Source organism: Planktothrix tepida PCC 9214, from assembly GCF_900009145.1.
Classification (GTDB): domain Bacteria; phylum Cyanobacteriota; class Cyanobacteriia; order Cyanobacteriales; family Microcoleaceae; genus Planktothrix; species Planktothrix tepida.
Window position 1 is genome coordinate 1,455,197 of sequence record NZ_LN889782.1, and the last position, 13,079, is coordinate 1,468,275.

The window sequence follows — 13,079 nt, forward strand, 5'->3', positions numbered from 1 at the left end:
GGTTCTCCCGCCCCTACGTTTTCTGACCCAGGGTGGGCGAACCTCGCCCCTACATCTGTTTCATTTCTCGACGAATTGCTGATAATTGATCCGCTAATATTCCATAGAAAAAGATTATGATTCCTGATAATAATATAATCACATCTCGATCCGCTAGGTTATCTTCTAATATTATGCCTGAAATCGAACTAATTAAACCTGCAACAATTAAAAATAAACTGACGGGTAAAAATACTCTTAAAGGGGCAAATAACACCACAATTCTAATAATTAACAAAATGGTATTTAATCCATCTCTAACAATTTTAACTGAACTGGGACGACCCACTCGTTGATTAATAATAATCGGAACCCACTGAATTAACCACCCATTATTAATTAAGGCAATGGTTGTTGTGGTACTAAAGGAAAATCCATCGGGGGCAAGGTGCATACAATCAAAAATTGCTTCTCGTCTCATGACTCTTAAGCCCGAATTTAAGTCAGGAATCTTCCATCCTGTCACCCAATTCGCTACCCATTTTAAGATTAATTTTCCAGGTTTTCTTAAAAATGGAACAGGTGAATTATAACGAGTTCCTATCGCAACATCTGCATCGCCTAACGCCATTAATAAACTCGCTAATTGTTCAGCATCGTGTTGACCATCAGCATCTGCAATGGCAATTAATCCATATTTTGCTTTACGAATTCCTGTTTTTAAAGCCGCACCATAACCCCGATTTCGACCCTGACGAATGACTTTTGCTCCCGCTTGCTTTGCCTTTTCTGCTGTTGAATCCGTTGAACAATCATCAACCACTAAAACCTCAAATTCGCCTCCAGTTGGTTTCAAGAGGTTAATCATTCCCGTCACAACCGTTGCAATTGCGGCTTCTTCATTAAAGGCAGGAATGACTAAAGACAGTCCTTTTCCTTCCGCTAAGGTTGTTTGAATTGCCGTTGTTAACTCTCCATCCACCACTTGATACATATCGTTTATCTGCTGAATTTCTCAACCTATTGTATTATCTGAAAGGATCAGACTCGGATTTCGGGTCAATTATATCTGATTTTGGATCAATTTTTAGATGCTAGTATCCCGTCTCCAGAAGTTTTTAACCGCCCCAGAAGATCATCGATTTAGCCCTCGAATGATCTTTTGGTTGACCTTGAGTCTAGTTTTCTCCATTAGTTTTGCCATTCCGCCTTTACAAAAAGCTTTCAGTGGAGAATATTTAATCATGGATGATGCCCGACAACATCTATTTTGGATGCAACGGTTTGTTGATCCTGATTTATTTCCTAATGATTTAATTGCTGATTTTTATCAATCCATTACGCCTTCGGGTGTGAGTGGATTTTATCATTTGATGGCAAATTTAGGGATTAATCCTCTGCTTTTAAATAAGATTTTACCTTTATTTTTAGGATTATTAACGACTCTTTTTTGCTTTGGGATTTGTATTGAACTTTTACCTGTCCCAACGGTTGGTTTTATTGGGTCTTTATTGTTGAATCAAAATCTTTGGTTACATGGGGAATTAACAACGGCTGTTAGTAGCGGTTTTGCTTATCCCGCGTTTCTATCTTTTCTCTATTTCTTGTTACGTCGATCTCCTCTGGGCGTGGGAATTTGTATGGCAATTATGGGGAATATTTATAGCCCCTTAATGTTAGTTGCTTCTGGGGTTTTAATTTTGCGGTTAATTCAGTGGGAAAAAGGGAAACTGCAATTTTCTAATAATCGTCAGGATTATATCATTTCGGCTGTTGGTTTAGGGGTTGCAACCTTAGTGATTATCCCTTATTTTTTCTCTACTTCTGAATATGGCCCGACCATTTCAGCCCAAGAAGCTAAAACGATGCCGGAATTTTTAGATAAGGGAAGAACAGCATTTTTCTATAGCAATAGGGGGTTAAATTTTTGGTTTAAAAATAGTCGCAGTGGCCTTAAAATTTCCCTGAATCCGCCTTTAGTTATATTAGGATTTTTCTTACCAATTTTGTTCCGATTTCCCCGTCAGTTTCCGTTGGTGGAAAAAATTAGTTCTAAAATTAATATTCTGCTGTATTTAATCCTAACATCTATAGGGTTATTTGCGATCGCCCATCTCTTATTGTTTAAGTTATTTCTTCCCAGTCGCTACACCAGTCATAGTTTCCGCATCATTTTAGCGATTTCAACAGCAATTTTTTTAATTGTTGTCTTAGATGGGATTTTTCAAGCTACTCTTAAACAAATTATTGCTTTAGCATCAACGGTTGTATTTAGTTTTGTGCTAATTTTTTATCCGTTTTTTATTTGGGGAAAAGCTTTTCCACGAACTGCTTATACCATTGGAACAGATCCAGCAGTTTATCAGTTTTTACAACAACAACCGAAAGATACTTTAACGGCTTCTTTATCCTTAGAAGCAGATAATTTACCCATTTTTTCTCAACGTCCGGTTTTAGTTTCCTGGGAACACGCTTTACCGTATCAAAAGGGATATTATCGTCAAATTAAACCTAGGGTTTTAGATTTAATTTTTGCCCAATATAGCCCCAATTTAGACACAGTGAAACAGTTTATTCAGAAGTATGGCGTTGATTATTTTCTGATTGATCAAAAAGCTTTCAGTCCTGAATATATGACCGAGAATGTTTGGTTTAAACAATGGCCAGATCAAGGAAAACAAGCCTTAAGTCAACTTCAAGGAAAACAACAACCGATCCTGTTACAATCGTGGAATCGTTGTACTATCTATCAAAATCAACTCTATCGTCTGGTAAAAGCAGATTGTCTCATCAAATAACCCGCAGGGTGCGTAAGCGCAGCGCACACACTACCTGACATTTTATTATCGCAGTTTTTGACACACTCACCAGCTAACCATAGGCTCATTTAGGGAGGTCAATCATGTTAAAAAAAAGTTTAATTAATCTCGGAATTTTACCAATTTTTTTATTTAGTAATTTTACCTTAATTTCTCTCAAAAATCAACCTCCGACCTCGGTTGAAAGTTATAAACCTGATCCAGCAACATTATTTAACCAAGGAAAACAATATTATCAACAAGGACAATATACTCAAGCTGCTGATATTTTACAACAGTCTATTTTAGGGTTCTCTCAACAAGGAGATGTTGTTAATCAAGCGATCGCTTTAAGTAATCTATCATTAGTTTTACAACAATTAGGACAATGGGAACAAGCCGAAAAAGTTCTACAGGAAAGTTTGGCTTTAATTCAAGATTTATCCTTTCCTAAAAAGCCTTTAATTCTAGCTCAAATTTTAGAGATTCAAGGTCAATTAGAACTTACCCAAGGACAACCTGAACAAGCCATTAAAACTTGGCAAAAAGCGTTTAAACTTTATGCGGAAGCGGGAAATTTGTTAGGAGAAATTACTAACCAAATAAACCAAGCAACGGCTTTACAAACCTTGGGACTCTATCGACAATCTTTAAAAATGTTAACAGAAGTTAATGAAACCCTGAAATCTCAACCGGATTCTTTAATTAAAGTAACGGCTTTATTAAGTTTAGGCAATACTTTAAAAAAAGTGGGAGATTTAACAACGGCTCAAGCTGTTTTGCAAGAAAGTTTAGAGTTAGCAAAAAATTCTAATTATTCTCAAGTTTTAAGCCAAATTTATTTAAGTTTAGCCAATCTTAATCGCGCTCAAAATAATTCTGATGTCGCTTTAGAAAATTATCAAAAGGCAGTAAAAACAGCATCGAATAGTTTAGAAAGACTGCAAGCTTTGATTAATGAATATAGTTTACTGATTGATTTAAAACAAGACAAAGAAGCAGAAACTCTATCGAAGGAAATTCAAGATTCTATTTCTCAAATTCCCGTGAGTCGGAGTTTGGTTTATGCTATGGTTAATTTTACAAATTCTTTAATAAAGTTAAATTCAAGTTCTAATGATTCTAAAATTATTGATTTATTAAATACTGCAATTCAATCTTCTAAAACTTTAACAGATCTCCGTTCTGAATCTTACGCTTTAGGAAGTTTAGGGAAATTTTATGAACAAAATCAACAACCCTTAGAAGCTCAGAAATTAACTGAACAAGCGTTATTAATTGCTCAATCTATTAATGCTTCTGATATTGCTTATCAATGGCAATGGCAACTAGGAAGACTTCTAAAACAACAAAATCAGAAAGACCAAGCGATCGCTGCTTATACTGAAGCGGTTAATACTTTAAAATTTCTCAGAAAAGACTTAGTTGCGATTAACCAAGATGTGCAATTCTCCTTTCGAGAAAGTGTAGAACCTGTTTATCGAGAATTAGTCGATTTAATTTTACAATCTCCGACTCCCGATAACCTAAAAACGGCCCGTGAATTGATAGAATCCTTACAACTTGCTGAACTCGATAACTTTTTCCAAGAAGCGTGTTTAGATCAAGAAATTAAACCTCAAGAAATTGATCAAATTGATCCCAATGCAGCCATCATTTATCCGATTATTTTAGCCAATCGTTTAGAAGTTATTCTCTCAATTCCGGGTCAACCTTTACGCCACTATTCTACCGAAATTTCTCAACAACAGGTTGAAAATACAATTCGTCAATTACGACTGTCTTTTCAACCGATATTTTCTACAAAAGAACGATTGGAATTATCTCAAAAAGTTTACGATTGGCTCATTCGTCCGGCTGAAGCTGATCTCAAAAATAGCTCAATTAAAACCTTAGTCTTTGTTTTAGATGGTTCTCTGCGAAATGTGCCAATGGCTGCCCTTTATGATGGCAAAAATTATCTAGTTCAAAACTATAATTTAGCTCTAACTCCAGGTTTACAACTCTTAGCTTCTCAATCTTTAAAACGAAATCAAATTAAAGCCTTAACTGTTGGGTTAAGTGAAGCTCGTCAAGGGTTTTCGGCTTTACCTGCCGTTGCGTCTGAACTTGAAAAAATTCAGGCAGAAGTTCCGACAAAAGTTTTATTAAATCAACAATTTACCCGTGAGGCTGTTCAACAACAAATTCAAGAAACCCCCTTTCCCATTGTTCATTTAGCCACCCATGGACAATTTAGTTCTAAAGCGGAAGATACTTTTTTATTAACCTGGGATAGTCGAATTAATGTTAAGGATTTAGATGATTTTCTCAGCCGTCGCCAACGGGGAGAACAAAATCCGGTAGAATTATTAGTCTTAAGTGCTTGCGAAACCGCAACAGGAGATCAACGGGCTGCTTTAGGATTAGCGGGTGTAGCGGTGCGTTCTGGGGCACGGAGTACCCTAGCGACGTTATGGCAAGTTAACGATACCTCTACCGCCTCCTTGATGGCAGAATTTTATCAAGAATTAACTCAGCAACAAATCAGTAAAGCCGAAGCTCTGCGTCAAGCGCAGTTAAAGCTGTTACAACAGCCAAAATATCAAGATCCCTATTATTGGGCTCCCTTTGTTTTGGTGGGAAATTGGCAATAGATTTGTAACTCTGAAGATAGGTTAATAAAATTAAAGTATTAGTGCATCATCCAAGACCCGTGATCTAACAGGAGTCCTCTTGACTCTAGTTCAATTCTTTCTGAGTATTCTTTGGAGACTCATACTTTTATGTTTCACAACCGTTTGCACCAGCACTGGATTAGCCTATCTCTCCTGACCCTTGTGGGGGGAGCTTTTGTTCCGCAACTGTCCGTTATGGCTCAACCAACCCGTTCAGAGGGAATCCAAATTAGCATGGCTTTTGAACCCCCACCAGGGGAAGGAATGCCCAGCCGCACTGCCGGAGGAGGGTCTCGCGGTCAAACTCTGGCTGCGATTCAAACCGCACCCCCCTTAATGGCCTTAGTTCCGGCATTTTATTCTCAAACCAATCGCCAAGAAACGGATATTAAAGGATTGACGGTTGCGGCTACCCCGACATTCTTTTTCTATGTTCCTGCAATTCCGGCAAAAGAAGCCGCTTTTAGCTTAAAAGATGAAAATAACAACGATATTTACCAAACTCGTTTAACGCTTCCCAATCAACCCGGTATCCTCAGTATTGCTCTACCAAAAGATACTCCTCCGTTAAAAATTGGTCAAACCTATCGTTGGTCATTTGGGGTGATTTACAACGATGAAAACGCGCAGGAACCTAAAGTTGTGTTTGTAAGCGGGGAAGTCACCAGAACAGAACCCGATGCCACGTTAACAGCTAAACTACAACAAGCTAAACCCCTAGAACAAGCTAAAATTTATGCTGAAAATGGAATTTGGTTTGAAAGTTTAGCCACTTTAGCCCAACTGCGTCAAAATCAACCGATGGATGAAACATTAACCAAGCAATGGAATGAACTGTTACAATCCGTTGGTTTAGAATCCATTGCGAATCAACCGTTTGTGAATGCGCTTGAGAACTAATTAAGGTTAAACTCGAATGAAGTATGGAGTTATGAAACAAAAACAAACGGTCTTCAGACTTCATACTTTCAGATGGAAATCTTCTGGGCAATGGCTGAAGTTATTTCGTTATTTATGGTTAAGTCCTGTGATAACGGCTTCAGTTATTGCCCTGCAAAGTACAGGTTTTTTACAACTTTTAGATTGGGCAACCTTTGATCAATTTGTGCGGTGGCGCCCCCTAGAACCTCCTGATTCCCGGATTGTCATTGTTACTATCGATGAACCGGATTTGAAAAAGCTAGGGCAATGGCCGATTCCTGATGCTATTTTAGCACAATTAATAGAAAAAATAAAGCTTCAAAAACCGATTGCGATTGGATTAGATATTTATCGGAATTTACCTGTTCAACCGGGACATGAGGATTTAATTAAGGTATTTAAAACAACCCCGAATTTAGTGGGTGTAGAGAAAGTTGTTGAGGATCAAAATCGAGCTTCCATTGAACCGCCTCCGATTTTAAAAGATAAAAATCAAGTGGGGGCGGCGGATTTAATTTTAGATGCAGATGGCAAAATTAGACGGGCATTATTATCTATAAAACCCCCAGAACGTCCTACGATTTTAAATTTAGGGGCGACCGTTGCTTTACTTTATTTACAAACTCAAGGGATTATCCCTAAAATGACTGCGAATCAGCAAGTCAAATTAGGAAAAGCTGAATTTACACGATTTACAGAAAATGATGGCGGTTATGTTCGCGCTGATGATGATGGCTATCAAATTTTATTAAATTATCGGGGATCGCAGGATAATTTTCATAAAATTTCCATGACTCAAGTGTTAAATAATGAGATTCCACCGGATTTTTTTCATGATAAAATTGTATTCATTGGCCCCTTTGCTCAAAGTTTAAATGATCTATTTTTTACTCCTTATACCAGTAATTTATTTAGTATTAATGATCGTACACCAGGGGTAATTATTCATGCTAATATTGCCAGCCAACTGATTAGTAGTGCTATCGATGGACGCACCTTAATTCATGTTTGGTCAGATCGGACAGAATGGTTTTGGGTGTTTCTTTGGTCAACGGTTGGTAGCAGTTTAGGATGGATTTATGGGGGAACCCGTTGGACAGTTTATTGGTTGATTTTAGCCAGTGGAGGTTTAATTATTATTTCTTATAGTGCTTTTATTAGTGGTTGGTGGCTTCCCTTAGTTTCTCCCTTATTAGCATTAGTCAGTTCTGGGATGGTGGTTACGGCTTATATTGCTAATGTTGAACGTCAAGATCGAAAAATGGTGATGACGTTATTTCAACGGTATGTTACCCCCAAAATTGCGGAAACAATATGGCAAAATCGAGAGGATTTATTACAAAAAGGTCAAATTTTAGGGCAGAAAATGATAGCAACTGTCCTGTTTACGGATATTAAAGGTTTTAGTACCATTGCTGAACGCATGGAACCCGCAATGTTAATGACTTGGTTAAATGAATATATGAATGCCATGGCGAATATTGTGTTTGAACATGATGGGGTTGTTGATAAATTTATGGGGGATGCTATTATGGCAGTATTTGGAGTTCCTATTCCTCGAAATAGTACCCAAGAAATTGCTCAAGATGCAACTTCTGCGGTATCCTGTGCCTTAGCGATGGGAGAAAAATTGCGAGTGCTTAATCAACATTGGCAACAACAAAATCAACCCCTAATTTCTATGAGAATTGGAATTGCTACCGGAGTTGTCGTTACTGGAAGTTTAGGCAGTTCTCAACGGATGGAATATACAACTTTAGGCGATAGTGTTAATATTGCTGCGCGTTTAGAAAGTTATGATAAATCCTTTTATAGTGAGGGAACCTGCCGGATTTTAATGAATGAAGAAACCCATCAACAAATTAATGGCAAGTTTCCCACTCGTTACGTCGGTCGTGTGCAATTATATGGACGTCAACAGTTAATTAATATTTATCAAGCAATCAACGATTAAAAGGGAACAGGGAACAGGGAACAGGGATAATACTTCTAGCTATTTCATATCACTTTTAAATTATTACAACCTATTTGGGATTGCTATATGATTTTTAATATTAGTATTTCTGCTTTCGCCCCCTATTCACCATTCCCCAATCGTAATTCGTAATTCGTAATTGCCTATTGCCTATTGCCTATTGCCTATTGCCTATAGCAAGATTGCCTATTGCCTGTTCCCTGTTCCCTGTTCCCTGTTCCCTCTTAAAACTTAAGTAGGACGGATTTCCGAACTAGCACTCGGAACAGTTGAGTGCTAAAGTAACCTATTGGTGATTAACAATATTGTAAGATGGCTAAAATTGTTTCGTTTAGTGAAGAATCTCGTAAAGCCTTAGAAAAAGGCGTAAATGCCTTAGCCGATGCGGTGCGCGTCACCCTTGGCCCCAAAGGTCGCAATGTCTTATTAGAGAAGAAATTTGGTGCTCCTGAAATCGTTAATGATGGCATCACGGTTGCTAAAGAAATTCAACTTGCTGACCCCCTCGAAAATACAGGCGCTCGGCTGATGCAGGAAGTCGCCTCCAAAACCAATGAAGTGGCTGGAGATGGAACAACAACCGCCGCTATTTTAGCCCAAGCCATGATTCATGAAGGGCTAAAAAACGTCGCAGCCGGGGCTAATCCGGTCGCCTTGAGACGGGGAATGGAAAAAATTGCTCAGATTTTAGTCCAAGAAATTCAAGCCGTTGCTAAACCCGTTGAAGGAGATGCGATCGCCCAAGTCGCTACAATTTCCGCCGGAAACGATGAAGAAATCGGTCAAATGATCTCCCAAGCGATGGAAAAAGTTACCAAAGATGGGGTGATTACCGTTGAAGAATCTAAATCCATCACCACCGAATTAGATGTGGTGGAAGGAATGCAACTGGATCGGGGATATATTTCTCCCTATTTTATTACCGATAATGAACGGATGGTGGTGGAATTTTCTAACGCCAGAATCTTGATTACGGATAAAAAAATTAGTTCTATTCAGGACTTAGTTTCTGTTTTGGAAAAAATTGCCCGTTCGGGTCAACCGTTGTTAATTATTGCTGAAGATATTGATGGGGAAGCTTTAGCAACCTTGGTGGTTAATAAAGCCAGAGGCGTGTTGAATGTTGCGGCGATTAAAGCTCCGAGTTTCGGTGAACGTCGCAAAGCTTTGTTACAGGATATTGCCGTTCTCACAGGGGGACAATTAATTTCTGAAGAAGTCGGATTAAGCTTAGATACGGTTTCTTTAGAGATGTTAGGAACCGCCAGCAAAATCACCATTGAAAAAGACAATACCATTATTGTAGCTGATAGCAAAACTCAAGCCGATGTGAAAAAACGGGTTGAGCAGATTCGCCGTCAATTGGAAGAAACCGACTCTGAATATGATGCCGAAAAACTCCAAGAACGGATTGCTAAATTAGCTGGTGGTGTGGCAGTGATTAAAGTCGGTGCTGCTACGGAAACGGAAATGAAATCTCGGAAACTGCGAATTGAAGATGCGTTGAATGCAACAAAAGCCGCCGTTGAAGAAGGAATTGTTCCGGGTGGTGGAACAACGTTAATTCATCTGGCTAAAAAAGTCGATGAAATTAAATCCCAACTCGATGATGAAGAAAAAATTGCAGCCGGAATTATTTCTAAAGCTTTAGAAGCTCCGTTATATTATATTGCCAGTAATGCTGGGGCTGAAGGTGCTGTCGTGGTAGAAAATGTCCGTGACACTGAATTTAGCATGGGTTATAATGCCTTAACGGGAATATACGAAGATTTAATTGCTTCTGGAATTATTGACCCGGCAAAAGTGGTACGTTCTGCACTGCAAAATGCCACATCTATTGCGGGATTAGTGTTAACAACTGAAGCCTTAGTGGTCGAAAAGCCTGAGAAGAAAGCCGCAATGCCCGATATGGATGCCATGGGCGGTATGGGCGGTATGGGCGGTATGGGTGGCATGGGTGGCATGGGTGGCATGGGCATGATGTAGAATGCCGTGATCTCACATCCCTGCTGATCTCTAGCTAGGGCTTGCTGAAGCAACGGATCTACTCTGGTCATTGAGAAATATCCGTTGCTTTAATAACTTGTTTTAATTAATCAGGCAAAATAATTTTGTTTTTTAAAAGATTGTTAGGAATTTTTGATATTTTATTGAGAATAACTTTCAAATAGTTGACGAGATTATCGGGGTTCTGGTATCATTGAAAAAACAGCACCAAAGGGCTTATTGTGTCTAATTGTAAAAATGAAGGCTAAAACCCCGATTGTGTCGTTCAATCTGTTGGTTTTATAACTAAATTTCGGCGTATCGATGCACGAATTTTGGGAAAGGAATGTTAAGCAACAGATAGAGGTATTGACAAAATGAACAATTTATGGTGTAGTCCTTAAAAGCTGGGTTGGTAACAAGCTTTAATTCGTGAAATTCAACTGAAACTAGATTTATTTTAACGGTAATGTTTGCACCGTCAAAACTTGAGGAGCAGACGCATCTGGAGGATAAAGAAAATCAACTTTAACAGGTCTGGTTTCTTTGGGTTTTAAGGTTAATTTGACTAACGGTTCTCCGGGTTGACCCCGTTTTTGTACTAAATGAACATAGCGAGTTTGGGATTTTCCTTGCTCATCTTTATAACTAAATCGAACTGTTCCTCGGAAAAACACTTGGGGTGCGGGGGGGTCAAAAAACCTTAAGCCGGGTTGGGATAATTTTTCTTCTTTGATGGGAGTTTGTAACGTTAAAATAACCGTTTGGAGTTGATTGGTAGGGTTATGTAAGGGTAAATTTAAGTTATATTCTATGCCATAATTTCCATGAGCTTGATAAGCAGTATCAGGATATCGAACGACTAAGGGAGCACTTTGAATTTGATTAGTTCCTAACTGTCCTCTTGGTAATGTTGCAAGAGGATAAGAAAAAGCTTCTCCCGGTTTAGGAATCGTTAAAATAGAATTATTAGTATCAACAATATTGCCATTCCAACGGGAACCTAATGCAACTCCAGCGACTCTTCCATAAATGATTTGTTGAGGATTTGTATTCGGTGGTGTCGGAGTGCGATCGCGCGGTGTTACTAATGTTCCTAACTTTAATAATTGTTCCCATTCTGTTAATGTGGGTGCAATTTCGGTTCTATTTTGTTGCACCGTTGCATATTTCGCTAAACTGGCAATATAAACTTCTCCATTACTTTCTAAACGCATTAAGGTTGACCGACCATTTAAAGGCGGTTCTAAATTTTTAACCGGAATGGGTGCATTTAATAATAGACGACTGCTTTGGGGCGGAATCACAATTTTTTCAACAAATTCAGGTTGTCGTTTTCCCCTTAAAATATCACTCATGACCCGACTTCCTGGCCCTGCATAAATATTCCCATTAATATTATCTAAAACAGCATCCAGAGGAATAAATGGAGCATCGGGTTGACTTAAATAACTCGCGGCTTGTAAAATATGAATTGTAATAGGTTTATTGCCTGGATTATAAGCTAATATTCCTAAATAAAGCGTTCTTAAATCGTTTTCTTGGGCAGGTTTAGCGACGTGGTGGGCAAAAATATCAAATTTACCTTTAAAAGGAAAATTTAAGTGGGCTTCTGGTTGTTTTTTATCGGTTTGGGGAAAGGTTGAAAGTAAAATTCCTTCGTTTAAAATTAGTTCAGGACTATTACTATTAAAAACAGGGATTTGATCTAATTGTCCGGGTAACGGTCGCACTTCTTGAGGTTGTACAATTTCCCGCGCAGGAGGGGCAGCTTGGGCTAATAAAGTTAAACTGAGAAATAAGGGTAAAATCATCCTTGTTATTAAAATAGACAGAACAATATCCTACGTTTCTCAACAGAAATGCAGGATACTGATTGAAATACCAGATCAGGTTATGGTCTGATTTAATATTCAAATATTATTGGGGTGAACTCCTCGGGTGGGATTCGAACCTACGACCAATCGGTTAACAGCCGACCGCTCTACCGCTGAGCTACCGAGGAACGTTGTGTCTCTCTTTTAGCCACAGTTAATTATAGTAGCGCCAAACCCTAGAATTTTGCAAGCCTTTTTGAAAAAATTTTTTGAAGTTTGATTTTAAATCCTGAAAAGCCTTTATAGAGGCTATTTTAAGCCCATTCTCAACTGAGCGAGGCGGGTTTGAGCCTCTGCATCTAGGGAACTCGCCAAGAAACGACTAGACGATTGCTTCCGGGGTTGATGACGGCGTTGGCGACGGCGGGTTGTAGCTTCCACCGCTTCGGCTAATTGTTCGGCGGACAGCCATTCAGCCCCATAACCCGTGACCGTCAACTGTTGAGCGCGGTCTGAAGTGGCGACAATTAATCGACGTCGGGACAACCGCAATTGACGACCCAAAGAAGCACAGAGTTTTTCAATATAAGTATCTGCGGTTTGTCCAAAACCTGTATAATGAATCGACACATTGCGGGTAATGGCTTCGCTAAAACTGGGAGTATTTTGATAGTGGGCATCAAACACAATGCGAGCATCTAACCCTTCAAAGGCACTATAGTCCACTAACGTTTCAATCAAGTGTCTACGGGCTTCTTCCATCCCGTCACCATCCCGTTTCTGTCGCAATAGCGGCCATATTCCAATAATGTTATAGCCGTCTACGAATAAGACAGCTTTAGCGAGAGAGCTACTCATGGTTCAGTTGTTAAATAAGCTTGCAAGGGTTGGACGATTAATAAAAATACGCCCAAGGTTAATTTTTTCTTTACATATTATCACAGAA

Annotated in this window: 8 protein-coding genes and 1 tRNA gene; 5 read left to right on the top strand and 4 right to left on the bottom strand. The window is 38.9% G+C overall.

The features are described 5' to 3' along the window. Positions 1–49: 49 nt before the first annotated feature. Positions 50–973 (bottom strand): glycosyltransferase family 2 protein, encoded by a 924-nt coding sequence (locus PL9214_RS09335; RefSeq protein WP_072718467.1) that lies wholly within the window; start codon positions 971–973, stop codon positions 50–52. Positions 974–1,070: 97 nt separating this feature from the next. Between PL9214_RS09335 and PL9214_RS09340 the strand changes: the two genes are divergently transcribed. From PL9214_RS09340 to groL, 5 genes are all read left to right on the top strand, one after another. Beyond that, positions 1,071–2,777, top strand: coding sequence for a hypothetical protein (locus PL9214_RS09340; RefSeq protein ID WP_072718468.1), 1,707 nt, complete (start codon positions 1,071–1,073; stop codon positions 2,775–2,777). A 104-nt stretch (positions 2,778–2,881) separates the two neighbouring features. Then, positions 2,882–5,413: a CHAT domain-containing protein gene (locus tag PL9214_RS09345; RefSeq protein ID WP_083579934.1), complete on the top strand. Its 2,532-nt coding sequence runs from the start codon at positions 2,882–2,884 to the stop codon at positions 5,411–5,413. Between the two features lie 129 nt (positions 5,414–5,542). Next, complete coding sequence (locus PL9214_RS09350) at positions 5,543–6,334, top strand: DUF928 domain-containing protein (protein WP_072718469.1); 792 nt, start codon at positions 5,543–5,545, stop codon at positions 6,332–6,334. A 31-nt stretch (positions 6,335–6,365) separates the two neighbouring features. Further along, a complete protein-coding gene (locus PL9214_RS09355; RefSeq protein WP_245824204.1) occupies positions 6,366–8,309 on the top strand; it encodes a CHASE2 domain-containing protein in 1,944 nt (647 codons plus the stop codon). Between the two features lie 333 nt (positions 8,310–8,642). Continuing rightward, positions 8,643–10,316: a chaperonin GroEL gene (gene groL, locus PL9214_RS09360; protein WP_072718471.1), complete on the top strand. Its 1,674-nt coding sequence runs from the start codon at positions 8,643–8,645 to the stop codon at positions 10,314–10,316. 455 nt (positions 10,317–10,771) lie between these two features. Here the strand turns inward: groL and PL9214_RS09365 are convergent, their stop codons facing one another. The 3 genes from PL9214_RS09365 to PL9214_RS09375 form a co-directional block, all read right to left on the bottom strand. Then, complete coding sequence (locus PL9214_RS09365) at positions 10,772–12,127, bottom strand: DUF3370 domain-containing protein (protein ID WP_072718738.1); 1,356 nt, start codon at positions 12,125–12,127, stop codon at positions 10,772–10,774. 122 nt (positions 12,128–12,249) lie between these two features. Continuing rightward, positions 12,250–12,321 (bottom strand) — tRNA-Asn (locus PL9214_RS09370). A gap of 121 nt (positions 12,322–12,442) precedes the next feature. Beyond that, positions 12,443–12,991, bottom strand: a complete 549-nt coding sequence (locus PL9214_RS09375; RefSeq protein WP_072718472.1) for an NYN domain-containing protein — start codon at positions 12,989–12,991, stop codon at positions 12,443–12,445. Between the last annotated feature and the right edge of the window lie 88 nt (positions 12,992–13,079).

Excerpts from the sequence above, each read along its gene's own strand:
- PL9214_RS09335 (WP_072718467.1), bottom strand. The coding sequence starts at position 973 with ATGTATCAAGTGGTGGATGGAGAGTTAACAACGGCAATTCAAACAACC.
- PL9214_RS09340 (WP_072718468.1), top strand. The coding sequence starts at position 1,071 with ATGCTAGTATCCCGTCTCCAGAAGTTTTTAACCGCCCCAGAAGATCAT.
- PL9214_RS09345 (WP_083579934.1), top strand. The coding sequence starts at position 2,882 with ATGTTAAAAAAAAGTTTAATTAATCTCGGAATTTTACCAATTTTTTTA.
- PL9214_RS09350 (WP_072718469.1), top strand. The coding sequence starts at position 5,543 with ATGTTTCACAACCGTTTGCACCAGCACTGGATTAGCCTATCTCTCCTG.
- PL9214_RS09355 (WP_245824204.1), top strand. The coding sequence starts at position 6,366 with ATGAAACAAAAACAAACGGTCTTCAGACTTCATACTTTCAGATGGAAA.
- groL (WP_072718471.1), top strand. The coding sequence starts at position 8,643 with ATGGCTAAAATTGTTTCGTTTAGTGAAGAATCTCGTAAAGCCTTAGAA.
- PL9214_RS09375 (WP_072718472.1), bottom strand. The coding sequence starts at position 12,991 with ATGAGTAGCTCTCTCGCTAAAGCTGTCTTATTCGTAGACGGCTATAAC.